Origin of the sequence: Streptomyces sp. NPDC051051 (genome assembly GCF_040682975.1) — a bacterium.
Taxonomy (GTDB): domain Bacteria; phylum Actinomycetota; class Actinomycetes; order Streptomycetales; family Streptomycetaceae; genus Streptomyces.
Window position 1 is genome coordinate 141722 of the sequence record NZ_JBFBCB010000005.1, and the last position, 25814, is coordinate 167535.

General features: G+C 71.4%; 25 protein-coding genes. 15 read left to right on the plus strand and 10 right to left on the minus strand.

Translation table 11 applies throughout. From position 1 onward, the window contains the following. Positions 1-350 precede the first annotated feature (350 nt). Complete coding sequence (gene lon / locus AB0N31_RS06015) at positions 351-2774, minus strand: endopeptidase La (RefSeq protein ID WP_366057141.1); 2424 nt, start codon at positions 2772-2774, stop codon at positions 351-353. Positions 2775-2950: 176 nt separating this feature from the next. Between lon and AB0N31_RS06020 the strand changes: the two genes are divergently transcribed. Next, entirely contained in the window at positions 2951-3613 is a 663-nt protein-coding gene (locus AB0N31_RS06020; protein WP_366057142.1) for a GNAT family N-acetyltransferase, read from the plus strand. Here AB0N31_RS06020 and AB0N31_RS06025 read toward each other — a convergent pair. Further along, positions 3610-4455 carry a rhomboid-like protein gene (locus tag AB0N31_RS06025; RefSeq protein WP_366057143.1) on the minus strand — a complete coding sequence of 282 codons (846 nt, stop codon included), beginning with the start codon at positions 4453-4455 and terminating at the stop codon, positions 3610-3612. The two genes, AB0N31_RS06020 and AB0N31_RS06025, sit on opposite strands and share 4 nt — an antisense overlap. Before the next feature lie 213 nt (positions 4456-4668). Here AB0N31_RS06025 and AB0N31_RS06030 point away from each other — a divergent pair, with 213 nt between their 5' ends. The 7 genes from AB0N31_RS06030 to AB0N31_RS06060 all read left to right on the plus strand — a co-directional run bounded on the left by AB0N31_RS06030 (position 4669) and on the right by AB0N31_RS06060 (position 13955). Then, on the plus strand, positions 4669-5346 hold the full coding sequence (locus tag AB0N31_RS06030) for a spermidine synthase (RefSeq protein WP_366057144.1): 678 nt from the start codon (positions 4669-4671) through the stop codon (positions 5344-5346). A gap of 123 nt (positions 5347-5469) precedes the next feature. Beyond that, complete coding sequence (locus AB0N31_RS06035) at positions 5470-6210, plus strand: response regulator transcription factor (protein ID WP_366057145.1); 741 nt, start codon at positions 5470-5472, stop codon at positions 6208-6210. After that, complete coding sequence (locus tag AB0N31_RS06040; RefSeq protein ID WP_366057146.1) at positions 6207-7310, plus strand: ATP-binding protein; 1104 nt, start codon at positions 6207-6209, stop codon at positions 7308-7310. Before AB0N31_RS06035 ends, AB0N31_RS06040 begins: the two co-directional genes overlap by 4 nt. 302 nt (positions 7311-7612) lie before the next feature. Beyond that, complete coding sequence (locus AB0N31_RS06045; RefSeq protein WP_366057147.1) at positions 7613-11398, plus strand: multifunctional oxoglutarate decarboxylase/oxoglutarate dehydrogenase thiamine pyrophosphate-binding subunit/dihydrolipoyllysine-residue succinyltransferase subunit; 3786 nt, start codon at positions 7613-7615, stop codon at positions 11396-11398. A gap of 152 nt (positions 11399-11550) precedes the next feature. Continuing rightward, a complete protein-coding gene (locus AB0N31_RS06050) occupies positions 11551-11730 on the plus strand; it encodes a DUF6104 family protein (RefSeq protein ID WP_073491365.1) in 180 nt (59 codons plus the stop codon). 178 nt (positions 11731-11908) lie between these two features. Beyond that, on the plus strand, positions 11909-12844 hold the full coding sequence (locus tag AB0N31_RS06055; RefSeq protein ID WP_366057228.1) for a DUF4097 family beta strand repeat-containing protein: 936 nt from the start codon (positions 11909-11911) through the stop codon (positions 12842-12844). A 1-nt stretch (position 12845) separates the two neighbouring features. After that, positions 12846-13955: a helix-turn-helix transcriptional regulator gene (locus tag AB0N31_RS06060; protein ID WP_366057148.1), complete on the plus strand. Its 1110-nt coding sequence runs from the start codon at positions 12846-12848 to the stop codon at positions 13953-13955. 113 nt (positions 13956-14068) lie between these two features. Here the strand turns inward: AB0N31_RS06060 and AB0N31_RS06065 are convergent, their stop codons facing one another. The 3 genes from AB0N31_RS06065 to AB0N31_RS06075 all read right to left on the minus strand — a co-directional run bounded on the left by AB0N31_RS06065 (position 14069) and on the right by AB0N31_RS06075 (position 15938). Next, on the minus strand, positions 14069-14635 hold the full coding sequence (locus AB0N31_RS06065; protein ID WP_366057149.1) for a Clp protease N-terminal domain-containing protein: 567 nt from the start codon (positions 14633-14635) through the stop codon (positions 14069-14071). Continuing rightward, the gene (locus tag AB0N31_RS06070; RefSeq protein WP_366057150.1) at positions 14635-14844 is read right to left on the minus strand and encodes a helix-turn-helix domain-containing protein; all 210 of its coding nucleotides are present in this window, start codon (positions 14842-14844) and stop codon (positions 14635-14637) included. Before AB0N31_RS06070 ends, AB0N31_RS06065 begins: the two co-directional genes overlap by 1 nt. Before the next feature lie 128 nt (positions 14845-14972). Further along, positions 14973-15938 (minus strand): zinc-binding dehydrogenase, encoded by a 966-nt coding sequence (locus AB0N31_RS06075; protein WP_366057151.1) that lies wholly within the window; start codon positions 15936-15938, stop codon positions 14973-14975. 131 nt (positions 15939-16069) lie between these two features. On the opposite strand from AB0N31_RS06075, the gene AB0N31_RS06080 reads away from it, so the two are divergent. Next, positions 16070-16207, plus strand: coding sequence for a hypothetical protein (locus tag AB0N31_RS06080; protein ID WP_366057152.1), 138 nt, complete (start codon positions 16070-16072; stop codon positions 16205-16207). A gap of 46 nt (positions 16208-16253) precedes the next feature. On the opposite strand, the gene AB0N31_RS06085 is transcribed toward AB0N31_RS06080, so the two are convergent. Then, the gene (locus AB0N31_RS06085) at positions 16254-17486 is read right to left on the minus strand and encodes an NADP-dependent malic enzyme (RefSeq protein WP_366057153.1); all 1233 of its coding nucleotides are present in this window, start codon (positions 17484-17486) and stop codon (positions 16254-16256) included. Between the two features lie 602 nt (positions 17487-18088). Between AB0N31_RS06085 and AB0N31_RS06090 the strand changes: the two genes are divergently transcribed. From AB0N31_RS06090 to AB0N31_RS06105, 4 genes are all read left to right on the plus strand, one after another. Next, complete coding sequence (locus AB0N31_RS06090) at positions 18089-19057, plus strand: ABC transporter substrate-binding protein (protein ID WP_366057154.1); 969 nt, start codon at positions 18089-18091, stop codon at positions 19055-19057. A gap of 38 nt (positions 19058-19095) precedes the next feature. After that, complete coding sequence (locus tag AB0N31_RS06095; RefSeq protein WP_366057155.1) at positions 19096-20034, plus strand: amino acid ABC transporter permease; 939 nt, start codon at positions 19096-19098, stop codon at positions 20032-20034. Continuing rightward, positions 20031-20804 carry an amino acid ABC transporter ATP-binding protein gene (locus AB0N31_RS06100; protein WP_366057156.1) on the plus strand — a complete coding sequence of 258 codons (774 nt, stop codon included), beginning with the start codon at positions 20031-20033 and terminating at the stop codon, positions 20802-20804. Before AB0N31_RS06095 ends, AB0N31_RS06100 begins: the two co-directional genes overlap by 4 nt. 210 nt (positions 20805-21014) lie before the next feature. Further along, entirely contained in the window at positions 21015-21644 is a 630-nt protein-coding gene (locus tag AB0N31_RS06105) for a CGNR zinc finger domain-containing protein (protein ID WP_366057157.1), read from the plus strand. Here AB0N31_RS06105 and sodX read toward each other — a convergent pair. After that, entirely contained in the window at positions 21548-21982 is a 435-nt protein-coding gene (sodX, locus tag AB0N31_RS06110; RefSeq protein WP_366057158.1) for a nickel-type superoxide dismutase maturation protease, read from the minus strand. The two genes, AB0N31_RS06105 and sodX, sit on opposite strands and share 97 nt — an antisense overlap. A 145-nt stretch (positions 21983-22127) precedes the next feature. On the opposite strand from sodX, the gene sodN reads away from it, so the two are divergent. Both sodN and AB0N31_RS06120 read left to right on the plus strand, forming a co-directional pair. Continuing rightward, on the plus strand, positions 22128-22523 hold the full coding sequence (gene sodN / locus AB0N31_RS06115; RefSeq protein WP_366057159.1) for a superoxide dismutase, Ni: 396 nt from the start codon (positions 22128-22130) through the stop codon (positions 22521-22523). A gap of 178 nt (positions 22524-22701) precedes the next feature. After that, positions 22702-23454 (plus strand): VOC family protein, encoded by a 753-nt coding sequence (locus AB0N31_RS06120; protein WP_366057160.1) that lies wholly within the window; start codon positions 22702-22704, stop codon positions 23452-23454. Between the two features lie 79 nt (positions 23455-23533). Here the strand turns inward: AB0N31_RS06120 and AB0N31_RS06125 are convergent, their stop codons facing one another. From AB0N31_RS06125 to AB0N31_RS06135, 3 genes are all read right to left on the minus strand, one after another. Continuing rightward, positions 23534-23782 (minus strand): hypothetical protein, encoded by a 249-nt coding sequence (locus AB0N31_RS06125; protein ID WP_366057161.1) that lies wholly within the window; start codon positions 23780-23782, stop codon positions 23534-23536. Positions 23783-23800: 18 nt separating this feature from the next. Continuing rightward, complete coding sequence (locus AB0N31_RS06130) at positions 23801-24385, minus strand: dihydrofolate reductase family protein (protein WP_366057162.1); 585 nt, start codon at positions 24383-24385, stop codon at positions 23801-23803. A gap of 297 nt (positions 24386-24682) precedes the next feature. After that, entirely contained in the window at positions 24683-25807 is a 1125-nt protein-coding gene (locus tag AB0N31_RS06135; protein WP_366057163.1) for a family 2 encapsulin nanocompartment cargo protein polyprenyl transferase, read from the minus strand. Positions 25808-25814: the final 7 nt, after the last annotated feature.

A 25814-nucleotide genomic window follows, 5' to 3' on the forward strand; every position in this document is an offset into this window, starting at 1 on the left:
TCCTGATCAGGTTTCCCGCGCCGGAAGCTCTCGCCCGTTTCCGCCGTTGCCGCAGCTCTCCCAGTATTTCGCAGGCCTGGACCTTCGGCGTCCTCCGACCCCCCTTCCGCGCTCCGGTTCCGCGTTCGCGGCTTCTCCCGGCGGCCGGCGCCGGGCGTCGCGCTCCCCCACCGGCCGGCGGCCCCTGCCGGTTCGACCGGGCGCCGGACCGGCTCGTCGCCCCCGCCGGCGGCCGGGCCCGCGCACGGCCGCCGGGCCCACGCGCGGTGAAGGCCCGGGCCTCCCTCACGGAACCCGGACCTTCCCTCGTCCGGTCCCCGCGCGGGCCGGGCCCGCGGCCGGGACCGGCGTCACGCGGCGACCGGAACCTCCGGCGCGGCCCCGTTCGTCGCCGGGGCCAGCGCCAGCTCCAGGACCTGGCGGACGTCGGTGACGGCGTGGACGTCGAGCTTGTCCAGCACCTCCGCGGGCACGTCGTCCAGGTCGGGCTCGTTGCGCTTGGGGATGACGACGGTCGTCACGCCCGCCCGGTGCGCGGCGAGCAGCTTCTGCTTCACCCCGCCGATGGGCAGGACGCGGCCGGTGAGGGAGACCTCGCCGGTCATCGCCACGTCGGTGCGCACGAGCCGTCCGCTCAGCAGCGACGCCAGGGCCGTCGTCATCGTGACGCCCGCGCTCGGGCCGTCCTTGGGCACCGCGCCCGCCGGGAAGTGGATGTGCACGCCCCGGTCCTTCAGGTCGGCGACCGGCAGTTCCAGTTCGGCGCCGTGCGAGCGCAGGAAGCTCAGCGCGATCTGCGCCGACTCCTTCATCACGTCGCCGAGCTGACCGGTCAGGGTCAGACCCGCGGCGCCCGTCTCCGGGTCGGCCAGGGACGCCTCGACGAAGAGGACGTCGCCGCCGGCCCCGGTGACCGCGAGCCCGGTGGCGACACCCGGCACCGCGGTGCGCCGCTCGGCCGGGTCCTGGGCGGACTCGGGCACGTGGTGCGGCCGGCCGATCAGCTCGCGCAGGTCCTCCTCGCGGACGGTGAGCGGCAGCTCCCGCTCGCCCAGTTCGTGCTGGGCCGCGACCTTGCGCAGCAGCCGGGCGACGGACCGCTCCAGGGTGCGCACGCCGGCCTCGCGCGTGTACTCGCCGGCCAGCTTGCGCAGCGCGCCCTCCTCGAGGGTCACCTCGTCCTCGGCGAGCCCGGCCCGCTCCAGCTGGCGCGGGAGCAGGTGGTCACGGGCGATGACGACCTTCTCGTCCTCGGTGTAGCCGTCGAGGCGGACCAGCTCCATGCGGTCGAGGAGCGCCTCCGGGATGGCCTCCAGGACGTTGGCGGTGGCCAGGAAGACGACGTCGCTCAGGTCCAGCTCCACCTCCAGGTAGTGGTCCCGGAAGGTGTGGTTCTGCGCCGGGTCCAGCACCTCCAGCAGGGCCGCCGCCGGGTCGCCGCGGAAGTCCGATCCCACCTTGTCGATCTCGTCGAGCAGGACCACCGGGTTCATGGACCCTGCCTCCTTGATCGCGCGCACGATGCGACCGGGCAGCGCGCCGACGTACGTACGGCGGTGGCCGCGGATCTCGGCCTCGTCGCGCACGCCGCCGAGGGCGACGCGGACGAACTTGCGGCCCATGGCGTGGGCCACGGACTCGCCGAGGCTGGTCTTGCCGACGCCGGGCGGGCCGACGAGCGCGAGCACGGCGCCGCCGCGCCGGCCGCCGACGACCCCGAGGCCCCGGTCGCTGCGGCGCTTGCGCACCGCGAGGTACTCGGTGATCCGCTCCTTGACGTCCTCCAGGCCGGCGTGCTCGGCGTCCAGGATCGCCTTGGCGCCCCGGATGTCGTAGACGTCCTCCGTCCGCTCGTGCCACGGCAGTTCCAGGACGGTGTCCAGCCAGGTGCGGATCCAGGAGCCCTCGGGGGACTGGTCGCTGGACCGCTCCAGCTTGTCGACCTCCTTGAGGGCGGCCTCACGCACCTTCTCGGGCAGGTCGGCGGCCTCCACGCGGGCGCGGTAGTCGTCGGACTCCTCGCCCTCCTGCTCGCCGTTCAGCTCGCGCAGTTCCTTGCGGACGGCTTCCAGCTGGCGGCGGAGCAGGAACTCCCGCTGCTGCTTGTCGACGCCTTCCTGGACGTCCTTGGCGATGGTCTCGGCGACGTCCTGCTCGGCGAGGTGGTCGCGCAGCTGGCGGGTGGCGAGCCTGAGCCGGGCGACCGGGTCGGCGGTCTCCAGCAGCTCCACCTTCTGCTCGGTGGTCAGGAACGGCGAGTAGCCGGAGTTGTCGGCGAGGGCGGAGACGTCGTCGATGGCCTGGACCCGGTCGACGACCTGCCAGGCGCCGCGCTTGCGCAGCCAGGCGGTGGCGAGCGCCTTGTACTCCTTGACCAGCTCGGCGACGTGGCCGGGCAGCGGATCGGGGGCGCTCTCGTCGATCCTCGTCCCCTCGACCCACAGCGCCGCACCGGGGCCGGTGGTGCCGGCGCCGATCCTCACCCGGCCGCGGCCGCGGATCAGTGCGCCCGGGTCGCCGTCGGCCAGCCGGCCGACCTGCTCGACCGTGCCCAGGACGCCGGTGCTCGCGTACGACCCGTCGATGCGCGGCACCAGGAGGACCCTGGGCTTGCCGGGCTCGGACCGGGCGGCGGCCTGCGCGGCCTCGACCGCGGCGCGTACGTCGTTGTCGTTGAGGTCGAGCGGAACCACCATCCCGGGCAGCACGACCTCGTCGTCGAGCGGCAGCACGGGCAGGGTGAGCGGTGTGAACGCTGCGGACTCAGCAGCCATGATCTCCCCTTAGGCAGTCAAGTTGAGTTATGCCGACTCAATGCACGTGAGTCTCCGAATGTTCCCCGCCCCGACCTCCGTTCGCTGTCAGCGATCACGCCTGCCGTCGCCGACGGGCGACGACATAAGTTCTTTGTAATAGCTAAAGAGCGCGAGAGACCATTACGGGAGATTTCGTGGACGGCGTCGTACGGGCGTGGGTGGACGGTTGGGTCGTGTCGCGCGGGGCGGCCCCGCCGGTGCGGGAGCCGTGGGGGTTCACCGTGGACGTGGGACAGCCGGCGCACGTGTCGCGGCACGTCCTCGCGGCGGTCGGCGACGGCGTCGGGGAGGAGACCGTGCGCGAGGTCGCGGACGGGGTGCGGGGAACCGGCGTGTGGCTGAAGGTGTTCCAGGACCCGGCGCTGGTCGGGGGCTGGCTCGGGGAGGGCTGGTGGGTGGATCCGGAACCCGGTTGGCTGATGACCGTGCCGCTGCCGACCCGGACGGGGCACACGCGCGTGCCCGACGGCTACCGCGCGCGCCGCTGGACGCGCGGCGGCGTCACCCGCCTTCTGGTCACCGCACCCGACGGCTCCTTCGCGGCCCGCGGCCAGGTCGCCCCGACCGGCGCCACGGCGGTGGTCGACCAGATCGAGACCGCACCCGGGCACCGGCGCCGCGGCCTGGGCGGTCTCGTCGTGCGCCTCCTGGCGGAGCAGGCGGCCGCGGAGGGCGCAAAGACGGGCGTCCTGGCGGGAACCCCGGCCGGCCGGGCCCTCTACGAGTCACTGGGGTGGACGGTGACAGCGCCGCTGACCAGCGCGAAGTTCACGGGAACCGGCGGGGTCCCCGACTAGTCGCACCACGCGCGCGCGGCACGGGCGCCGGCCGCCGCCGCCCCCTGCCGCTCACGCGGACCGCTCCCCGGGCGCCGCACCCACGGCCAGGTCGCGACACCGATCCCCAGCGCGATCAGGTGGCCCCAGTTGCTCAGCGGGTCCGTGAGGGCGAGCAGGTCCCTCAGGAGCATCCCGCCGGACGCCGCGAGCAGCAGCCGGCCCGGCCAGGGGCCCAGCAGGCCGGCCCACGCGCCGACGCTCGCCGCGACGCCGAAGCTGATGCCGTAGTCGAGGCGGTGCAGCGAGCTGTCCGGAAGGTGGCCCACGAGGACGGCCAGGCCCACGGGGACCTCGGTCGCCAGGGTGGCCAGGACGTGCCCGAGCAGGAAGACGCCGGCCGTGCGGACGCCTCCGACGCGCCGCTCCAGCGCGGTGAGGACCACCAGGAAGCCGAGCGCGAACGGCGACGCGACCCCACCGGCCACCCACAGCGCGCTGGCCACCAGCACCGGCACCGGGGTCCGCAGCAGGTGCGCGACATCGGTGCTGGAGTTCTCGTGCAGGACCCGTACGAGTGCGGGGTCGGCGTGCGCGGCGACGTACGACGTGACGGCGAGGACGAAGGCGTAGAAGAAGGTGAAGGGAGTGCCGGCGGGGGTGGGCAGCAGGTGCCACGGGCGCGGGCGGGGCCGGTCGGGCACCGGGACCTGGGGCCGGGGCGCGGACGGACCGCGCCCGCCGGGGCCGGCTGCCGCCCGCTGGCGGGGGACGCCGTCCAGGAGGCCGCGGGCGTCGGGGAGGGGCGTCGGCGAGCCGGTCGGGCCGGACGATGCCGCCGTACCGGTCGGCGTGCTTTCCACCGTGAGGCGCTCCTTCCGTTCCCCCGTACCCTTCGCCCTCCGGGACGCTCCTGTCTGTGACCGGAGCCACGTGCCGGTCGATTCACAGCGATCTCTCGGACGTCGGCGGCACCGGTCGGACGTCAACCGCGCCTACCCCGATCACCTCCGTTCGAACGCCCCTCCGCCCGATATTCCTCAACCGACCGTCAGGACCGGTGCCAAGATGGTCCGATGCCCATCTCCTACGACTCCCCCGAAGTCCTGGACCGTCGTGAGGGCCCCTACGGCGAGGTCGTCCTGCGTCGCCACGGGGAGCTGCTCCAGATCATCGCCAACGGCTGCTTCCTGATGGACACCTCCGACGGGCGCTCGGAACGCCTCCTGATGGACGCCGCGCTCACCGCGCTGGACGGCTGCCCCGCACCGGACGTGCTGATCGGCGGCCTGGGCGTCGGATTCTCGCTCGCACACGCCGCCGCCGACCCCCGCTGGGGCCGGATCACCGTCGTCGAGCGCGAACGCGCCGTCATCGACTGGCACCTCGACGGCCCGCTGGGCACCGTCTCCCGCGCCGCCCTCGCCGACCCGCGCACCACCGTCGTGGAAGCCGATCTCCTCGACCACGTCAATGAGACATCCGACACGTTCGACGCCCTGTGCCTCGACATCGACAACGGGCCCGACTGGACCGTCACGGAGGGCAACGACGGCCTGTACTCACCGGCCGGACTCGCAAGCTGCGCAAGGGTGTTGAGGCCCGGTGGGGTGCTCGCGGTATGGTCCGCCCAGCCGTCTCCCAAATTCGAGGGAACCTTGGGGAATGCCGGGTTCCAACAGGTGCGTACCGAAGAGATCCCGGTTGCCCGAGGCGTGCCGGACGTCGTGCACCTCGCCGTCCGACCTGGATAGCAAAGCCGTGGTGACTCCCCGTACGCTGCTGCCCTGACGCAGGCGATGAAGGCGTCAACCGCAGTCATGCGCAGAAAAGGAATCACCCCACTGATTCCGGAAAGCACACTTCAGGGGCGGGCGATGGAGCAGACACACACCGCGCACAACGGCACGACGACGGCGACACCCGGTGCACAGCGCCGGGTTCTGGTGGTCGAGGACGACCCCACGATCGTCGACGCCATCGCGGCCCGCCTGCGCGCCGAGGGATTCCTCGTGCAAACGGCGGGTGACGGCCCGGCGGCCGTCGACACCGCGGAGGCCTGGCAGCCCGATCTGCTGATCCTCGACATCATGCTGCCCGGCTTCGACGGTCTGGAGGTCTGCCGTCGCGTGCAGGCCGCCCGCCCGGTGCCGGTGCTGATGCTCACCGCGCGCGACGACGAGACCGACATGCTGGTCGGACTCGGCGTCGGCGCCGACGACTACATGACCAAGCCGTTCTCCATGCGGGAGCTGGCCGCGCGCGTGCACGTCCTGCTGCGCCGCGTGGAGCGCGCCGCGGTCGCGGCCTCGACGCCGCGCAGCGGGATACTGCGGCTCGGCGAGCTGGAGATCGACCACGCGCAGCGCCGGGTCCGGGTGCGCTCGGAGGACGTGCATCTCACGCCCACCGAGTTCGACCTGCTGGTGTGCCTGGCGAACACCCCGCGCGCGGTGCTCTCCCGTGAGCAGCTCCTGGCGGAGGTGTGGGACTGGGCGGACGCCTCGGGCACCCGCACCGTCGACAGCCACATCAAGGCGCTGCGGCGGAAGATCGGGGCCGAGCGGATCCGCACGGTGCACGGCGTGGGCTACGCGCTGGAGACCCCGACGCCATGAGCCGCGGGCCGGACGGACCGAGAAGCCCCGGGGAGCCCTGGGGCGGTGTGCGCCCGTTCTCGATCAAGACCAAGCTGGGGGCGCTGGTCGTCATCTCGGTGCTGATCACCACCGGGCTGATGATGATCGCCATGCGCACCGAGACCGAGCTGCGCTTCATCACGGTCTTCTCGATGATCGCCACCCTGCTGATCACGCAGTTCGTGGCGCACTCGCTCACCTCGCCGCTGGACGAGATGAACACCGTGGCCCGCTCCATCTCGCACGGCGACTACACCCGCCGGGTGAGCGAGAAGCGCCGTGACGAGCTGGGCGACCTGGCCCAGACGATCAACGTCATGGCGGACGAGCTGGAGGCGCAGGACCGCCAGCGCAAGGAGCTGGTGGCCAACGTCTCGCACGAGCTGCGCACCCCCATCGCGGGTCTGCGCGCCGTCCTGGAGAACGTGGTCGACGGGATCGCCGAGGCCGACCCCGAGACCATGCGCACGGCGCTGAAACAGACCGAGCGGCTCGGGCGGCTGGTGGAGACCCTGCTGGACCTGTCCCGCCTGGACAACGGCGTCGTACCGCTGCGCAAGCGGCGCTTCGAGGTGTGGCCGTACCTGTCGGGGGTGCTGAAGGAGGCCAACATGGTCGCCTCGGCGCGCGCCACGATGGGCTCGGGCGGCAGCCACACGCGCACGGACGTCCATCTGCACCTGGACGTGACCCCTCCGGAGCTGACCGCGCACGCGGACCCGGAGCGCATTCACCAGGTCGTCGCCAACCTCATAGACAACGCGGTCAAGCACAGCCCGCCGCACGGACGGGTGACGGTCAGGGCGCGGCGCGGGCCGCTGCCGGAGTCGCTGGAGCTGGAGGTCCTGGACGAGGGCCCCGGCATCCCGCGTTCGGAGTGGCACCGCGTGTTCGAGCGGTTCAACCGGGGCGCCGTCCGCCGTCCGCACGGTCCGGGCAGCGACGGCGGCACCGGACTGGGACTGGCGATCGCCCGCTGGGCGGTCGAGCTGCACGGCGGCCGGATCGGAGTGGCCGAATCCGAGCGGGGTTGCCGGATTCTTATCACTCTTCCGGGAGACTCCTCCGTCTCAAGTTGACGTAAAGTCTGCGGCGGAGCCACAAGATCCACAGACGTTCGCGCGGTCGGACACGTGTGATCAGGCAACCCGCCGGCCCAGGTCGGCCCAGGTCCGCACACCGAGCGTGCGCGACCTGCATCAACGCACCCGTTTCCGCACGCAACCGCGTTTGTTTCCCGCCATTTCCACCCCCGAAACAGCCCTTGCGATGTGACTTACGCGACGATGCGGTGGCCCGGCCTGACCTTCCCCCGCTGGGAGGCGTAGCCTTTATTCCCGCTGTCCATCACCTTGTGAAGCGGAAGAGGGCGGTTGCCGCCGTGTCGCCACAGTCCCCCAGTAACGCATCGAGCATCTCGACCGACGCAGACCATGCGGGCAAGAATCCCGCTGCCGCGTTCGGAGCGAACGAATGGCTCGTCGACGAGATCTATCAGCAGTACCTCCAGGACCCGAACTCGGTAGACCGTGCCTGGTGGGACTTCTTCGCCGACTACAAGCCGGGCGCGGCCGCGCCGTCGGCTCCGGCGGGCACTGCGGCCGCGGGGGCCGCAGCGACCTCCCCCACGCCCGCGGCGCCCGCCGCACCGGCTGCGCCGGCCCAGGCCGCGCCCGCCGCCCCGGCTCCCGCGCCGGCGCCGGCCGCCCCGAAGCCCGCCGCCGCGGCTCCGGCGCCCGCGAAGGCCGCGGCCCCGGCCGCGAAGCCGGCCGCCAAGGCCGCGCCCGCCGCCTCCCCCGACGGCCCCGAGTTCGTGACGCTGCGCGGCCCGTCCGCCGCGGTCGCCAAGAACATGAACGCCTCGCTGGAACTGCCCACGGCCACCTCCGTGCGCGCGGTCCCGGTGAAGCTGCTGTTCGACAACCGCATCGTCATCAACAACCACCTCAAGCGCGCCCGGGGCGGGAAGATCTCCTTCACGCACCTGATCGGCTTCGCGATGGTGCAGGCCATCAAAGCCATGCCGTCGATGAACTGGCACTACGCGGAGAAGGACGGGAAGCCCACCCTCGTCAAGCCGCCGCACGTCAACTTCGGTCTCGCCATCGACCTGGTGAAGCCCAACGGCGACCGCCAGCTCGTCGTCGCCGGCATCAAGAAGGCCGAGACGCTGAACTTCTTCGAGTTCTGGCAGGCCTACGAGGACATCGTCCGCCGCGCCCGCGACGGCAAGCTGACGATGGACGACTTCACCGGCGTCACGGTCTCCCTGACCAACCCCGGCGGCCTCGGCACCGTCCACTCCGTCCCGCGCCTGATGCCCGGCCAGTCGGTCATCATGGGCGTCGGCTCCATGGACTACCCGGCGGAGTTCCAGGGCACCAGCCAGGACACCCTGAACAAGCTCGGCATCTCGAAGGTCATGACGCTCACGTCGACCTACGACCACCGGGTCATCCAGGGCGCCGCGTCCGGCGAGTTCCTGCGGATCGTCGCGAACCTCCTCCTCGGCGAGCAGGGCTTCTACGACGACATTTTCGAGGCGCTGCGCATCCCCTACGAGCCGGTCCGCTGGCTCAAGGACATCGACGCCAGCCACGACGACGACGTCACCAAGGCCGCCCGCGTCTTCGAGCTGATCCACTCCTACCGGGTCCGCGGCCACGTCATGGCCGACACCGACCCGCTGGAGTACCGCCAGCGCAAGCACCCCGACCTCGACATCACCGAGCACGGGCTCACCCTGTGGGACCTGGAGCGCGAGTTCGCCGTCGGCGGCTTCGCGGGCAAGTCCCTCATGAAGCTGCGCGACATCCTCGGCGTGCTGCGCGACTCGTACTGCCGCACCACCGGCGTCGAGTTCATGCACATCCAGGACCCCAAGCAGCGCAGGTGGATCCAGGACCGCATCGAGCGCTCGCACACCAAGCCGGAGCGCGAGGAGCAGCTGCGCATCCTGCGCCGCCTGAACGCGGCGGAGGCCTTCGAGACCTTCCTGCAGACGAAGTACGTCGGCCAGAAGCGCTTCTCCCTGGAGGGCGGCGAGTCCGTCATCCCGCTGCTCGACGCGGTGCTCGACTCGGCCGCCGAGTCGCGCCTCGACGAGGTCGTCATCGGCATGGCCCACCGCGGCCGGCTGAACGTGCTGGCGAACATCGTCGGCAAGTCGTACGCCCAGATCTTCCGCGAGTTCGAGGGCAACCTCGACCCGAAGTCGATGCACGGCTCCGGCGACGTGAAGTACCACCTGGGCGCCGAGGGCACCTTCACGGGCCTGGACGGCGAGCAGATCAAGGTCTCGCTGGTCGCCAACCCCTCGCACCTGGAGGCGGTGGACCCGGTCCTGGAGGGCGTCGCGCGCGCCAAGCAGGACATCGTCAACAAGGGCGGCACGGACTTCACCGTCCTGCCGGTGGCCCTGCACGGTGACGCGGCCTTCGCCGGCCAGGGCGTGGTGGCCGAGACCCTGAACATGTCGCAGCTGCGCGGCTACCGCACCGGCGGCACGGTCCACATCGTCATCAACAACCAGGTCGGCTTCACCGCGGCCCCCGAGTCCTCGCGTTCCTCCATGTACGCGACGGACGTGGCCCGCATGATCGAGGCCCCGATCTTCCACGTGAACGGCGACGACCCGGAGGCCGTGGTCCGCGTCGCGCGGCTCGCCTTCGAGTTCCGCCAGGCCTTCAACAAGGACGTGGTGATCGACCTCATCTGCTACCGCCGCCGCGGTCACAACGAGTCGGACAACCCGGCCTTCACCCAGCCGCTGATGTACGACCTGATCGACAAGAAGCGCTCGGTGCGCAAGCTGTACACCGAGTCCCTCATCGGTCGCGGCGACATCACCCTGGAAGAGGCCGAGCAGGCGCTGCAGGACTACCAGGGCCAGCTGGAGAAGGTCTTCACGGAGGTCCGCGAGGCCACCGCGCAGCCCGTCCCCGGCAGCTCCCCCGACCCGCAGGACGGCTTCCCGGTCGCGGTGAACACCGCGATCTCGGCGGAGGTCGTCAAGCGCATCGCCGAGTCCCAGGTCAACATCCCCGACCACATCACCGCGCACCCGCGTCTGCTGCCGCAGCTCCAGCGCCGGGCCGCGATGGTCGAGGACGGCACGATCGACTGGGGCATGGGCGAGACGCTGGCCGTCGGCTCCCTCCTCCTGGAGGGCGTCCCGGTCCGCCTGGCCGGCCAGGACTCCCAGCGCGGCACGTTCGGCCAGCGGCACGCCGTGATCATCGACCGGGAGACCGGCGAGGAGTTCACGCCGCTGATGTACCTCTCGGACGAGCAGGCGCGCCTGAACGTCTACAACTCCCTGCTGTCCGAGTACGCGGCGATGGGCTTCGAGTACGGCTACTCGCTGGCCCGCCCCGACGCGCTCGTGCTGTGGGAGGCGCAGTTCGGCGACTTCGTCAACGGCGCCCAGACGGTCGTGGACGAGTTCATCTCGTCGGCGGAGCAGAAGTGGGGCCAGACGTCCGGCGTCACCCTGCTCCTGCCGCACGGCTACGAGGGGCAGGGCCCGGACCACTCGTCCGCCCGCCCGGAGCGCTTCCTCCAGATGTGCGCCCAGAACAACATGACGGTCGCCATGCCGACCCTGCCGTCGAACTACTTCCACCTCCTGCGGTGGCAGGTGCACAACCCGCACCACAAGCCGCTGGTCGTCTTCACCCCGAAGTCGATGCTGCGCCTCAAGGCCGCCGCGTCGAAGGCGGAGGAGTTCACGACGGGCCAGTTCCGCCCGGTCATCGGCGACGCCTCGGTGGACCCGGCCGCCGTCAGGAAGGTCGTCTTCTGCGCCGGCAAGGTCTACTACGACCTGGACGCCGAGCGTCAGAAGCGCGGCATCACGGACACCGCGATCATCCGCATCGAGCGCCTGTACCCGCTGCCGGGTGCCGAGCTCCAGGCGGAGATCGCCAAGTACCCGAACGCCGAGAAGTACCTGTGGGCCCAGGAGGAGCCGGCCAACCAGGGCGCCTGGCCGTTCATCGCCCTGAACCTGATCGACCACCTGGACCTGGCCGTCGGCGCGGACGTGCCGCACGGCGAGCGCCTGCGCCGCATCTCGCGGCCGCACGGCTCGTCCCCGGCGGTCGGGTCGGCCAAGCGCCACCAGGCCGAGCAGGAACAGCTGGTGCGTGAGGTGTTCGAGGCGTAGGCGTCCTCGACCACCGGACAGCGGCGGGGCCGCACCTCCTCACGGGGTGCGGCCCCGCCGTTTCGCGGGGTGCGGCCCCGCCGTTTCGCGGGGTGCGGCCGGCTGTCCCGCGGGGTGCGGTACGGCTGTTTGCGCCCGCTTATCCTTGACTCATGTACTTCACGGACCGTGGCATCGAAGAGCTGGAGAAGAGGCGCGGCGCGGAGGAGGTCACCTTCGAGTGGCTCGCCGAGCAGCTGCGGACGTTCGTCGACCTGAACCCGGACTTCGAGGTCCCGGTGGAGCGGCTGGCCACGTGGCTGGCCCGGCTGGACGACGAGGACGACGAGTAGGTCCACCGACGGCACGCCGGTCGCGTGTGGGGCGCCCTGCGGGGCGCCCCTTTTGCGTGCCCGACGGCTGCGGGAGGCCGGTCACCGGAAAGAGTGTCTTGACTTCCGAAGTCCGCGATATATCGTGTTTTACGTGAGACGCGATATGGCGTGTCGTGTCGTCGAGGAGGTCATCACCATGTCCGAGTGGTCCGTCGCCGAGCCGAGGAAGCTCTTCTTCGACGAGCCGGTGAGTGAGCTGCACGTCCGCATCGTCGACGGAACGGTCAACGTGGTGGGCACCGACGAGGGTTCCGCCCGCCTGGAGGTCTCCCACATCGAGGGGCCCCCTCTCGTCGTGACCCACCGGGACGGAGCGCTGACGGTGGCGTACGAGGACCTGCCCTGGAAGGGCTTCCTCACATGGCTCGACCGCAAGGGCTGGCGGCGCAGTGCCGTCGTCTCGCTCGCCGTCCCGGCCGGCACCCGGGTGGAGGTGGGCGTGGTGAGCGCCGGCGCGGTGGTCTCCGGCATCGACGGCCGCGCCGAGGTGAAGGGCGTCTCCGGCGACACGACCCTCGTCGGCCTGGCGGGGCCGGTCCGCACGGACACCGTCTCGGGGAACGTGGAGGCGCAGGCCCTCACCGGCGACCTGCGCTTCAACTCCGTCTCCGGGGACCTGACCGTCGTCGAGGCGGGCTCTTCCGTGAAGGCCGACTCCGTGAGCGGCTCGATGATCGTCGACCTCGACCCGGCGGGCCGCCCCACCGACATCAGCCTGACCAGCGTCTCGGGCGAGATCGCCATACGGCTGCCCCACCCGGCGGACGCGCAGGTGGAGGCGAACACCGCGAGCGGCTCGGTCTCCAACGCCTTCGAGGACCTCCGGGTGAGCGGCCGGTGGGGTGCCAAGCGGATCACCGGCCGTCTCGGCACGGGCAGCGGCCGCCTCAAGGCCACGACGGTCTCCGGCTCGATCGCCCTGCTGCGGCGGCCTCCGGTGGAGGACGGGCCCTGGGAGGCCGGGTCGGCTCCGGGCGACGGCGAGTCCGCCGGTCCGGGAGACTGTCCCCCGTCCGGGGACGGTTCAGCGTCCGGCCCGGACGACAGCACGACCGACAAGAAGGTGCTCTGACATGCCTCCCGTCTTCGCCCACGGCCGCCTCCGCCTCTACCTGCTCAAGCTCCTGGACGAGGCTCCGCGCCACGGCTACGAGGTGATCCGCCTCCTGGAGGAACGCTTCCAGGGGCTGTACGCGCCGTCGGCGGGCACCGTGTACCCCCGGCTGGCGAAGCTGGAGGCCGAGGGCCTGGTCACCCACACCAGCGAGGGCGGCCGCAAGGTGTACGCCATCACCGACGCGGGCCGGGCCGAGCTGGCCGACCGCAGCGGTGAACTCGCCGACCTGGAGCTGGAGATCCGCGAGTCGGTCGCGGAACTGGCCGCGGAGATCAGGGCCGACGTGCGCGGAGCGGCGGGCGAGCTGCGGCGTGAGATGCGGGCGGCGGCCTCCGAGGCCCGCCAGGGCACCGGGGCGGGCACCGGGTCCGGCACCGGGGAGTACGGGGAGTACGGCGACAGGGAATCGTGGCGGGTCGCCAAGGAGGAGATGCGGCGCGCCAAGCAGGAGTGGAAGGAGCAGGCCCGCCGGGCCAAGGACGAGAGCCGACGGGCCCGCGAGGAGGCCCAGCGGGCCCGCCGCCAGGCCAAGGAGGCCCAGGACCGGGCCGTGGCCCAGGCCCAGGAGGAGGTCCAGCGCATAGCGCGACGGGTCCAGGATCAGGTCCAGGACCACTTCGCGCGGGGCGACTGGCCGACGGGTGTCCGCGAGGGGCTGGCCGAACTGGCCAAGGAGTTCGGCGAGTTCGGGAAGGAGTTCGGGAAGGACTTCGGCTTCGGCCGGGGCGGCGCCGAGAGCCCGGAGCGAGCCGAAAAGGCCGAGGGGCCGAAGACCGCTGCGGGACCGGAGGAGTCGGCGGGAGGTGCGGGGGCCGCGGCCGAGGGCCCGGTCTACACCGAGACCCCCGCGGACTTCCCGGCCGGCTTCGAGCCGTCCTGGGCCCACGAGGCACCCGGCGACGACCCGGCCCGTGACCTGGACCGGCTCCTGGACCGCTTCCGCGACGACATCCGCGACGCGGCCCGCGACCACGGCGTCACCGCCGACCAGCTCCGCGAGGCCCGTCGTCATCTGTCGACGGCGGCGGCCCACATCGGGGCGATGCTGCGGACGGGCAAGGAGTGAGCGCGGGCACCCGGCACCCCGGCTGAGCACGGGCGCCCGGCACGTCGGTCACCGGGCGCCGCCCACCACCAACCACCCACGGCCCGCCGTTCCCCCTCCCGCACCCCATGGCCTCAGCCGGCCCGGGCCTCTCCCCCGGCGTACAGGACCCGGGTCAGGGAGGTGTGGGTGACGCCGTGGTCGGCGAGGACCTCGGCGGGCGGTCCGGGGCGGGCGGTCAGGGCGAGCAGGAGGTGCTCGTCGCCGATGTGCCGGTCGCGGTGGGCCAGGGCGATGCGCAGGGACTCCTCCAGGACGCCCTTGGCCTCCCGCCCGAAGCCGGGACGTCCGGTACGCCGTCCCGCGTCCCGCCGGTCCCCGGACATCGCTCCGACCCCGTGCACCTCCTCGACCCGGGAGACGATCTCCGACACGTCGATGCCGAGGTCGGCGAGGGCGTCGGCGTCCGCTCGGGAGAGGCCCGCGCGTCGGCGCGCCTCGTCCAGCGCCTCACGGACCGGTCCTCGGCCCTCCGCCGGAAGACCGAGGGCGGTCAGCGCGAAGGAGCCGCGGCTCGCCTCACGGTCCAGCAGGGCAAGGAGCAGATGCTCGGGGCCCACGGTCCCCCCGCCGGCGTTCCCGCAGAGCGCGACCGCGCCGCGCACCACCTCCCGCGCGTCCTTCGTGAACCGCTCGAACATCACTGCCTCCCGTACTTCTTGTGCACGGCCTGCCTGCTGACCCCGAGTTCCACGGCGATCTCCTGCCACGACCACCCCTGATGGCGCGCACTGCGCACCTGCACCGCCTCCAACCGCTCCAGCAGCCGGCGCAGCGCGGCGACGGCGCGCAGCCCGACCCGTGGATCACGGTCGCCCGCGCGCTCGGCGAGATCCGTTGCTTCGGTCATGCCGTCAACTTACGTTGACATCCGTCCACACGTCAACCCAAGTTGACACGCGGGATGCGCGAAAGGCGGGCCCGGAATCCGGACCCGCCGTCAGGAGCGCGAGGAACTGCCAGGAGTGCGGGGAGCCGTCAGGAGTTGGTGAGGACGATCTTGCCGAACTGGTCGCCGGACGCGAGCCGTTCGAAACCCTCCCGGGCCCGGTCCAGGGGGAGCACCTCGTCGATGACGGGCCGGACGCCGGTCGCGGCGCAGAAGGCGAGCAGGTCCTCCAGTTCGTCCTTCGTGCCCATCGTGGAGCCGACCACCTTCAGTTCCAGGAAGAAGATCCGGGTCAGTTCGGCATGGGAGGGGCGGTCGCCGCTGGTCGCTCCGGAGATGACGAGGGTGCCGCCGGGCCGCAGCGACTTCACCGAGTGGGACCAGGTGGCGGCGCCGACGGTCTCGATGACGGCGTCCACGCGCTGAGGCAGCCGCGCCCCCGGCTCGACGGCCTCGACGGCCCCCAGTTCCAGGGCCCGCTTCCGCTTGGCCTCGTCCCGGCTGGTCGCGAAGACCCGCAGTCCGGCCGCCTTGCCGAGCACGATCGCGGCCGTGGCCACTCCGCCCCCGGCGCCCTGCACGAGCACCGAGTCACCGGGCCGCACCCCCGCGTTGGTGAACAGCATGCGGTAGGCCGTCAGCCAGGCGGTGGGCAGACAGGCGGCCTCCTCGAAGGACAGCTCCTTCGGCTTGGGCAGGATGTTCCAGGTCGGCACGGCGACCCGCTCGGCGAAGGTGCCCTGGTAGTGCTCGGTGAGGATGGACCGGGGCTCCCGGGGGCCGACCCCGTGGCCGGTCTGGCCGATGACGGAGTGCAGCACGACCTCGTTGCCGTCCTCGTCGACGCCGGCGGCGTCGCAGCCGAGGATCATCGGCAGCTTGTCCTCCGGGAGGCCGACGCCCCGCAGGGACCAGAGGTCGTGATGGTTGAGGGAGGCGGCCCGGACGGTGACGGTGCTCCAGCCGGGGCGGGTGTCGGGGGCCGGTCGCTCCCCCAACTCCAGTCCGGAAAGCGGCTGGTCGCGGTCGATTCGAGCGGCGTAGACGGCGAACATGCCCCCGACGATAGGGTCCCGCGGCTCCCGGCGAAACCGGGGGGCACTGTGAGACACGCCCTCTTGCGCGACCGGCCCACGGACGTGAGCGGACGCCCCCGGAGGGGCGGGGGGACGCGCGACCGGCCCTCGTGACCCGCGGCCGCCGCACGACCGCCGTCACCGCCGTCACCGCCGTCACCGCCGTCACCGCCGTCACCGCCGTCACCGCCGTCACCGGGGGCGAGGCTCCCTCCTCGATCCACCCGATCGGGCGCCCGGACGGGTAAAAAACGGCCCCGCCCGAAGAACGGGCGGGACCGTCTCAGCCGTACGTCAGCGGCGGGCGACCCCTTCGGCACGGGCGGCCGCGGCGACCGCCGCGGTGACCGCTGGGGCGACCCGCTCGTCGAACGGCGAGGGAATGACGTAGTCCGCCGCGAGATCGTCGCCCACGACACCCGCCAGCGCCTCGGCCGCCGCGATCTTCATGCCCTCGGTGATCCGGGACGCCCGCACCTGGAGGGCGCCGGCGAAGATCCCCGGGAACGCCAGCACGTTGTTGATCTGGTTCGGGAAGTCCGACCGCCCGGTCGCGACGACCGCCGCGTACTTGTGGGCGACCTCGGGGTGGATCTCCGGGTTGGGGTTGGCCATCGCGAACACGAAGGCGCCCTTCGCCATCGAGGCGACCGCGTCCTCCGGGACCGTACCGCCGGAGACGCCGATGAAGACGTCCGCGCCGGACAGCGCGTCCCCGAGGGAACCGGTGATGCCGGCCTTGTTGGTGAACCCGGCCAGCTCGCGCTTGACGTCGGTCAGGTCCTCGCGGTCCGCCGAGACGACGCCCTTGCGGTCGGCGACCGCGACGTCTCCGATGCCGGCCTCGACCAGCATCCGGGCGATGGCGACACCGGCCGCACCGGCGCCCGAGATGACGGCCCGCAGGTCCGCGATGGAGCGTCCGCTCAGCCGGGCCGCGTTCCGCAGCGCCGCCAGCGTCACGACCGCCGTACCGTGCTGGTCGTCGTGGAAGACCGGGATGTCGAGCCGCTCCTGGAGCCGGCGCTCGATCTCGAAGCACCGCGGTGCCGAGATGTCCTCCAGGTTCACTCCGCCGAACGAGGGCGCGAGGCGCACCACGGTCTCGACGATCTCGTCCACGCCCGTGCAGGCGAGCGCGATCGGCACCGCGTCGACCCCGCCGAACTGCTTGAAGAGGATGGCCTTGCCTTCCATCACCGGAAGGGAGGCCTCCGGCCCGATGTCCCCGAGGCCGAGCACGGCCGTGCCGTCGGTCACGACGGCGACGACGGACGACTTCCACGTGTAGTCGTTCACCAGGTCCGGCTGTTCCGCGATCGCGGTGCACACCCGCGCGACGCCGGGCGTGTAGGCGAGGGACAGGTCCTCCTTGTCGCGGATCGGAACGGTGGCCTGCACGGCCATCTTTCCGCCCCGGTGCAGTGCGAACGCCGGGTCGAACGAGTCGAGAGGCTCCGCACCGCCCTCCTGGCCCGTATGGTCCGTTTCGCTCTCGCTGCGAGGATTGACGATCTCCGCTGCCACTGTGTCTTACCCCTTAGGTCTTCATGGATGAGGGTGGCCACTCCTGGTTGAGAAGTGGGCGGGCACCGCGCAGGACCCAGCGGTGATACGTACGGGCACTGCGCGTCGGGCGCGCCGCACACGCGCCCTGAGCCCCGGATGAGGGGTGTAAAGAACCTTCTTACCGGACGGACACCACCGACGACGAGTCCATTCGGTGCAAGGTCACATGCCGCTGCCGGCAGGACTCCGCCTCCTCACCTGCACCGTCATATCCCAGTGACATGACTCATGCGTGAAGCGCGGACAAGTCTCGGCCAAACCCTTGACAGGAAGTGACTTCCCGGCTCTCGACGGAGCGTGTTCGTCCACATGGCGAGATGGGCCGAAGATCTTCCGGCCGAAAGCGGGGATACCCGCAGATGGTCCGGCCTGGTCAGGTCGTGATGTACCGGACTGGTCGGATTCGGGTGTCGCCCGTTATCCGATTTTGACATGGCTGGCCCCCTGAATGGCGTAGTCCGAATGGCAAGATGCCGTCATCACACGAGGTCGCGACACCCGAAGGTGTGTGTTCTCGTCGACCCATCGGCATCTCCATCCATCCGCCGGAGGCACTCACCATGACCGCACGCTCCATCCGCTGTACCACCGCCGCGCGCACCCGGCTCGCCGCGGTCGGAACCCTCGCGGTCACGGGCGCCCTGCTGCTCACCGCGTGCGGTGACCAGACCAAGGACAACGGCTCCGGAAGCGGCGACACCGCCTCGGCCGGCACGGCCCCGCTGGCCGGCAAGCTGCCCCAGGCCATCCGTGACAAGGGCGTCATCAAGGTCGGTTCCGACATCGCGTACGCGCCGGTCGAGTTCAAGGACAGCTCCGGCAAGGTAGCCGGTATCGACCCCGACATCGCGGCCGCCATGGGCGAGCAGCTCGGCGTGAAGTTCGAGTTCCAGAACGCCACGTTCGACACCCTCATCGGTGGCCTCGCGTCCAAGCGCTACGACATCGCCATGTCGGCCATGACCGACACCAAGGACCGCCAGGAAGGCGTCGACTCCGACACCGGCAAGAAGGTCGGCGCGGGCGTCGACTTCGTCGACTACTTCACCGCGGGCGTCTCCCTCTACACCAACAAGGGCGACAGCCAGGGCATCAAGACCTGGGACGACCTGTGCGGGAAGACGATGGCCGTGCAGCGCAACACCTTCTCCCACGACCTCGCCAAGGACCAGGCGGAGAAGTGCAAGAAGGACGGCAAGGCGGCCCTCAAGATCGAGGACTTCGCGACCAACCCCGAGGCCGAGACCCGGATGCGTTCCAAGGGTGCCGACGTCGTCTCCGCGGACTTCCCCATCGCCGCCTACTCCGTGAAGAACGCCGGGGGCGGCAAGTACTTCGAGATCGTCGGCGACCAGGTCGAGGCCGGCCCGTACGGCATCGCCGTCGCCAAGGACAACACCGAGCTGCGTGACGCGCTCCAGGCGGCCGTCCAGGCGATCGTCGACAACGGCGAGTACAAGAAGATCGTCGAGAAGTGGGGTGTCGCGGACGGCGCGGTCACCGAGTCCAAGATCAACGGCGGTTCCTGAACCGACACCGTTCGACTCGGCTCTGAAAGGCTCCACCCGTGACTGTTGACGTCAACAAGACGGACGGTCCCGACGCGACGCCCCCCGCCGGGCCGGAGGCCATCAAGGCCATCCCGGTCCGGCACCCGGGGCGGTACGTTTCGGCGGTCGTCGCGCTGGCCCTGCTCGGCTCGGTCGTCTACGCCTTCGCGCAGGGCAACATCAACTGGGGCGCGATCCCCGACTACTTCTTCGACGACCGCATCCTGCACGGCGTCTGGAACACCCTGCTGCTCACCGTGCTGTCCATGGTGATCGGCATCGTCGGCGGCATCCTGCTCGCCGTGATGCGCCTGTCGAAGAACCCCGTGACCTCGTCGGTCGCCTGGTTCTACATCTGGTTCTTCCGCGGCACCCCGGTCCTGGTCCAGCTGTTCGTCTGGTTCAACCTGGGCCTGGTATTCGAGTACATCAACCTGGGTCCGATCTACAAGGACTACTGGTCGTCGTTCATGACGCCGCTGCTGACGGCGCTCCTCGGCCTGGGCCTCAACGAGGCCGCCTACATGGCCGAGATCTGCCGCGCCGGCCTGCTCTCGGTCGACGAAGGACAGACCGAGGCGTCGCAGGCGCTCGGCATGAGCCACACCAAGACGCTCCGCCGGATCGTCATCCCGCAGGCGATGCGGGTGATCGTGCCGCCGACGGGCAACGAGGTCATCAACATGCTGAAGACGACCTCGCTCGTCTCGGCGGTGCAGTTCGCCGACCTCTTCAAGGAGGCCCAGGACATCGGTCAGAACGCCGGCTCCACGGTGGAGATGTACTTCCTCGCCGCCGCCTGGTACCTGATCATGACCTCGATCCTGAGCGTCGGGCAGTACTACGTCGAGCGGTACTACGCCCGTGGTTCGAGCCGCAGCCTGCCGCCGACGCCGCTCCAGCGCGTCCGGGCCGCCGTCCTGCCGACGCGCCGCTCGAAGGGAGTCCCGGCATGACGCAGCCTTCCCACCCCATGGTGAAAGCCGAGGGCGTCCACAAGTCCTTCGGCCCCGTCGAGGTCCTCAAGGGCATCGACCTCCAGGTGAACTCCGGTGAAGTGTTCTGCCTGATCGGCCCGTCCGGCTCCGGCAAGTCGACCTTCCTGCGGTGCATCAATCACCTGGAGAAGGTCAACGCCGGACGCCTGTACGTCGACGGCGAGCTGGTCGGCTACCGCCAGAAGGGCGACAAGCTGTACGAGCTGAAGGACAGCGAGGTCGCGCTGAAGCGCCGGGACATCGGCATGGTGTTCCAGCGGTTCAACCTCTTCCCGCACATGACCGCGGTCGAGAACGTCATGGAGGCCCCGGTCCAGGTCAAGCGCCAGAACAGGGGCCAGGCCAGGGAGCGCGCCATGCAGCTGCTGGAGCGGGTCGGCCTCGGCGACAAGGCCGGCAACTACCCCTCGCAGCTCTCCGGCGGTCAGCAGCAGCGCGTGGCCATCGCCCGCGCCCTGGCCATGGACCCGAAGCTGATGCTGTTCGACGAGCCGACCTCGGCGCTGGACCCGGAGCTGGTCGGCGACGTCCTGGACGTCATGCGCGACCTGGCGGAGTCCGGCATGACGATGGTCGTCGTCACGCACGAGATGGGCTTCGCCCGCGAGGTCGGCGACAGCCTGGTCTTCATGGACGGCGGTGTGGTGGTCGAGTCCGGCGACCCGCGCGAGGTCCTGACCAACCCGCAGCACGAGCGGACCCAGGCGTTCCTGTCCAAGGTCCTCTGACCGGACGCGACGCACGACCGAGGGGCGGTACGGGGATCTTTCCCCGTACCGCCCCTCGCGTCACGTCGGCGCCGGCGGCGGGGTGCCCGAGAACGAGTGGCCGTGGAGCCGGAAGCCCGTTCCGGCGTCGTCCGCGTAATACCCTGGGAGCGCAGTCAGCCGTTACCCGACCGCACCGACGACCACAGAGCCCAGCCGTAAGGACTTCACGTGGAACTGGCCTATTACTCGGACTACGCCGTCCGCCTCGTCAACAGCGAGGAACCGGCCCGGGGCAAGGACTCGCTGACCTCGGTCGAGGCCGTCCGCGGCCTGTTCGGCGGCAACGCGTCGGCGGCCCGCCGCGCCACCGACGCGGACGTCACCCGGTTCCGCTCGGTCCGGGCCCGGCTGCGCGCGGTCTTCGAGGCGGCCGACCGCGGTGACGAGACCCTCGCCGTCGACCTGCTGAACTCCCTCCTGCTGGAGTTCCCGGTCAGCCCGCAGATCTCCGGGCACGACCACCGCGACGACGACGACCGCCCGCTGTGGCACATGCATCTCGCCGACCACCCGTCGAACGCGACCGCCGGCTTCGCGGCCATCGCCGCGATGGGCCTGGCCTTCCACCTGACGGAGTACGGCGTCGACCGGCTGGGCCTGTGCGAGGCGAGCCCGTGCCGCAACGCCTACCTGGACACCTCCACGAACCGCTCCCGACGCTACTGTTCCGACCGCTGCGCGACCCGCGCCAACGTGGCCGCCTACCGCGCCCGCAAGCGCCTGGAGGCCGACCGGTCGGCGAGCACGGGCCTGGCCGCGGACAGCGCCCAGCGCAGCGTCGCCAGCGGCGAACGCTGATCCGCCTTCCGGGGCCGGTAGCGGAACCGCACCTTCCCGAGGATCAGCTCGTCGGGCACGGTGCCGTAGTCGGTGCTGTCACCGCCGGCGAAGGCGTTGTCCCCGAGCACCCACCAGCCGCCGTCGCGGCGCTCCACGGCCCGCTTGACGACGAGCAGGTCCTGCTGGAAGGGGTGCCGCAGCACGATCACGTCCCCCGGCCTCACCCGGGCCCCGTACCGCACCACCAGCTGATCGCCGTGGTGCAGCGTGGGAACCATGGACGGGCCGGTCACCTCGGCCAGCCCGAACGGCGCGGCGGCCCTCCCGCGCTCGGCGTCCTGCGACGGCTCCGGCATCGCCGGCACCTCCCTGGTCCGTTCCTCCACCAGTCTCAGTCTGACCCCGGACTTTTGTCCTAAGCCCATGGGGGCACTCGCGAAAACCGCTCCCTCAGGGAGTAATGTCCCACCTGAGAAGACGATCACGAGGAAGGAACGCTCCATGCTTTCCCGCCTGTTTGCCCCCAAGGTCACGGTCAGCGCGCACTGCGACCTGCCCTGCGGTGTGTACGACCCGGCCCAGGCCCGCATCGAGGCGGAGTCGGTGAAGGCCGTGCAGGAGAAGATGGCCGCCAACGACGACCCGCACTTCCAGACGCGCGCCACCGTCATCAAGGAGCAGCGCGCCGAGCTCGCGAAGCACCACGTATCCGTGCTGTGGAGCGACTACTTCAAGCCCCCGCACTTCGAGAAGTACCCCCAGCTGCACCAGCTGGTCAACGACACCCTCAAGGCCCTGTCGGCCGCGAAGGCGTCGACCGACCCGAAGACGGGCGAGAAGGCGCTGGAACTCATCGCCGAGATCGACAGGATCTTCTGGGAGACGAAGAAGGCCTGACACCAGGCCGCTCCCACACCGGCGGTCGGTGCACCACCGCGGGACGAGGGACTTCCCGGAGGGGCTCGGTCGGCACACGACCGGGCCCCTCCGGCATGCCCGGGCGGATGACCGCGCGTCCTCGCGGGTGCCCGGAAACCGGGGCGGTCCCCCGCGCGCACCGGCCTACGATCGCCGCATGAGCTCCCGCACCCGCGTCCGCTGGACGTACGCCTTCCTCGACCGACCCGCCGAGCGCTTCGAGCGGGCCTGCGCGTTCTGGACCGCCGTCACCGGCACTGTCCCGTCCGAGCCCCGTGGGGACAAGGGCGAGTTCGTCACCCTCCTGCCGGAGGGGGCCGATGCCTGTGTGAAGGCGCAGGCGGTCGGTGACGGGGCGGGCGGGGCACATCTCGACTTCTGCGTCGAGGACGTGGAGGCCTTCGTCACGGCGGCGCTGGACGCGGGCGCGCGCACGGTCGCCGCCCACGACGACTGGGCCGTACTGCGCTCCCCCGCAGGCCAGTTGTTCTGCGCGGTCCCCTGGCACGGCGAGTCCGTACGCCCGCCCGTGGTGGCCGCCGGCCGCCCGGACCAGGTCAGCATCGACATCCCGCCGTCCGCGTACGACGCCGAAGTCGCCTTCTGGAGCGGTCTCCTGCCCGACTGGACGTCCCGGCCGGGCTCACTGCCGGAGTTCCACGTGGTGGCGCCGCCGCCCGGACTGCCCGTGCGGATCCTGCTCCAGCTCCTCGGTGAGGAGCGGCCCGTCTCCGCCCACCTCGACCTCGCGTGCGGTCAGGACATCGAGACGGTGCGGGCCCGGCACGAGCAACTGGGCGCGCGGTTCGTCGCCGGCCACCCCCACTGGACGGTGCTGCGCGACCCGGCGGGCGGCCTGTACTGCCTGACCGGCCGCGACGCGGAGACGGGCGGGCTGCCGCGCGGATAGGCGCCACGGGCTCCCACGGTCGCCGGGGTCCCCCGTCCCTCCCCGGTGGACCACCGGGGAACGCCCTGCCGGACAGGCGTCAGGAGGCGGGCGCGGCGGGGGTGCCGGACTGGTCGGCGTGTTCCGCGGACTCGGGGCGGCCGTGCTGTTCGACGGGCTCGGAGTGGCCGTGCCGTGCGGCGCCGGGTTCGAGGAACGACTCGCAGTCGGGGTTGTGGCACGGGCCCGCCACCCAGCGCGGTACCCATGCGCCCAGCGTCTTGTGGCGCCGGATCACCGTGTCCACGGTCTGCCCGCAGTCGGGACAGACGTGCTTTTCCCTGTCCATGTCCTCAGGGTAGGCCGATCATCGCTTCCGCGCGTATCTGCGGACGAGGACTCCGTTGGAGAAGGTGCGCACGGACTCCAGGCTGAAGTCGGTCACGGAGAAGTCGGCGCCGAACATCGGCGTGCCGGAGCCGTAGACCTGCGGGTAGGTCTTGATGACGAGTTCGTCGATCTCGTCGAGCAGTGCCCCCGCGATACGTGAGCCGCCGCAGAGCCAGATGCCCAGCTCGCCGTCCTCGGCCTTGAGCCGGCGCACCCGGGCGACCAGGTCCGCGTCGATGATCTCGACGTTCGGGTCGGGTGAGGGGCCGAGGGTGCGGGAAGCGACGAACTCGCGCAGGTGGCCGTAGGGGCTGGTGATGCCCGTGTCGAGGGCGAGCTGGTAGCTGGCCCGGCCCTGGATCACGCTGTCGAAGTTCGGGTTCTCGGCACCCTGGAGGCCCATCTGCTCACGGCCCTGGACGGCGATGGTGTCCGGATAGGTGGAGGCGAGGTAGGCGAGGAACTCCTCGTCGAGGAAGGCGAACATCGACGACGCGTCGCCCTGCGGGTCTCCGATGAAGCCGTCGATGGAGCAGGCGACGTAGTAGGTGAGCTTGCGCAAACCGGTCTCTTTCCGTGGTCCGAATAGAATAACTCCAATTGTAGTACTTCATCCGTAGTGGTAACAAGTGTTTTCCGGACCGGATCGGTGACCGCGGTAAGTGAGAGAAGAAATTCCGCATGACCGGGAGTCCTGAGCGCGGCCCGCACGCGAAGAGGCGGGTCCCGCGCGCCGTGGGGATGCGCGGGGCCCGCCGGGCCGGGCCTCTCGGGACCGTGCGGAGTCAGGAGCCGTACGGTCCCGGAGGCCCGGGGACTGCGAGAGGCGAAGGCCGCCTCGGTGGCGGGCCGGCCCTCCTCACATGCTGCGGCGCGTCACGAACTCCGCCAGGGACAGCAGGCCGCCCGCCGCTTCCGGGTCCGGAACGGCACGGGCCAGCTCTGACATCGCCCGGGCCATGCGGTCCGCCGCCTGTTCCTGGGCCCATTCCCGGCCGCCGGCCAGCTCGACGGCCAGTGTCATGCGCTCCACGTCGTCCCCCTGCTCGCGGGGGGACGCGTACAGCTCCGCCAGTTCCGCGGCGGCCGGGGTGCCGGAGCCGAGCGCGGCGATCACCGGCAGGGACTTCTTGCGGGCGACCAGGTCGGCGCCGGCCGGCTTGCCGGTGTGCCGCGGGTCCCCCCATATGCCGATCACGTCGTCGATGAGCTGGAAGGCGAGCCCGGCCTGGCGGCCGAAGGCGTCCAGCGCCTCGACATCCTCCTCGGCCGCTCCCGCGTACAGCGCGCCGAGGGCGCAGGCGCAGCCGAGCAGGGCCCCGGTCTTGGCCTCAGCCATGGCGAGCACCTCGTCGAGGGTGACCTCGGCCGGGCCCCGCTTCTCCAGGGCGGTGTCCGAGTGCTGGCCGGCGCACAGCTCGATCACGCAGTCCGCGAGCCGGGCGGCGGCGGCCGGGGACGCCGGATGCGGGTGCGCGGCGAGCATCCCGAGGGCGAGCGCCTGGAGCGCGTCCCCGGCGAGGACGGCGTCGGCGTCGCCGAACACCGTCCAGGCGGTGGGACGGTGCCTGCGGGTGGTGTCGCGGTCCATCACGTCGTCGTGCAGCAGCGTGAAGTTGTGGACCAGTTCGACGGCGGCGGCCGCCGGGAGAGCCGCCGTCCTGGCCGCCGGGCCGCCGAGCGCGGTGGCCGCGGCGAGCACCAGCGCGGGCCGGATCGCCTTGCCCGCGTTGCCCGCGGCCGGTGTGCCGTCGGCGTGTTCCCAGCCGAAGTGGTAGAGCGAGATCCGCCGCATCGAGCCGGGCAGCGAGTCGATCGCCGCACGGAGCGCGGGGTCGACGGAACCCCGGGTCTCCTCCAGGATCACGGCGGCCTCGTGCCCGTCGAGCGCTGCGGGGCCGCTGTCGGTCCGACCCGGGACGCCCCTTCCCCTCTCCCGTGCCGCGCCGGGGTGCGGCCTGGTCCGCGTCACGTACTCGGTCATCGAGTCC

What these genes read in the sequence shown, in the direction of transcription:
- lon (WP_366057141.1), bottom strand. Translation starts at nt 2,774, where the DNA reads ATGGCTGCTGAGTCCGCAGCGTTCACACCGCTCACCCTGCCCGTGCTG.
- AB0N31_RS06030 (WP_366057144.1), top strand. Translation starts at nt 4,669, where the DNA reads ATGCCCATCTCCTACGACTCCCCCGAAGTCCTGGACCGTCGTGAGGGC.
- AB0N31_RS06035 (WP_366057145.1), top strand. Translation starts at nt 5,470, where the DNA reads ATGGAGCAGACACACACCGCGCACAACGGCACGACGACGGCGACACCC.
- AB0N31_RS06040 (WP_366057146.1), top strand. Translation starts at nt 6,207, where the DNA reads ATGAGCCGCGGGCCGGACGGACCGAGAAGCCCCGGGGAGCCCTGGGGC.
- AB0N31_RS06050 (WP_073491365.1), top strand. Translation starts at nt 11,551, where the DNA reads ATGTACTTCACGGACCGTGGCATCGAAGAGCTGGAGAAGAGGCGCGGC.
- AB0N31_RS06055 (WP_366057228.1), top strand. Translation starts at nt 11,909, where the DNA reads ATGTCCGAGTGGTCCGTCGCCGAGCCGAGGAAGCTCTTCTTCGACGAG.
- AB0N31_RS06060 (WP_366057148.1), top strand. Translation starts at nt 12,846, where the DNA reads ATGCCTCCCGTCTTCGCCCACGGCCGCCTCCGCCTCTACCTGCTCAAG.
- AB0N31_RS06065 (WP_366057149.1), bottom strand. Translation starts at nt 14,635, where the DNA reads ATGTTCGAGCGGTTCACGAAGGACGCGCGGGAGGTGGTGCGCGGCGCG.
- AB0N31_RS06070 (WP_366057150.1), bottom strand. Translation starts at nt 14,844, where the DNA reads ATGACCGAAGCAACGGATCTCGCCGAGCGCGCGGGCGACCGTGATCCA.
- AB0N31_RS06075 (WP_366057151.1), bottom strand. Translation starts at nt 15,938, where the DNA reads ATGTTCGCCGTCTACGCCGCTCGAATCGACCGCGACCAGCCGCTTTCC.
- AB0N31_RS06090 (WP_366057154.1), top strand. Translation starts at nt 18,089, where the DNA reads ATGACCGCACGCTCCATCCGCTGTACCACCGCCGCGCGCACCCGGCTC.
- AB0N31_RS06100 (WP_366057156.1), top strand. Translation starts at nt 20,031, where the DNA reads ATGACGCAGCCTTCCCACCCCATGGTGAAAGCCGAGGGCGTCCACAAG.
- sodX (WP_366057158.1), bottom strand. Translation starts at nt 21,982, where the DNA reads ATGCCGGAGCCGTCGCAGGACGCCGAGCGCGGGAGGGCCGCCGCGCCG.
- sodN (WP_366057159.1), top strand. Translation starts at nt 22,128, where the DNA reads ATGCTTTCCCGCCTGTTTGCCCCCAAGGTCACGGTCAGCGCGCACTGC.
- AB0N31_RS06120 (WP_366057160.1), top strand. Translation starts at nt 22,702, where the DNA reads ATGAGCTCCCGCACCCGCGTCCGCTGGACGTACGCCTTCCTCGACCGA.
- AB0N31_RS06125 (WP_366057161.1), bottom strand. Translation starts at nt 23,782, where the DNA reads ATGGACAGGGAAAAGCACGTCTGTCCCGACTGCGGGCAGACCGTGGAC.
- AB0N31_RS06135 (WP_366057163.1), bottom strand. Translation starts at nt 25,807, where the DNA reads ATGACCGAGTACGTGACGCGGACCAGGCCGCACCCCGGCGCGGCACGG.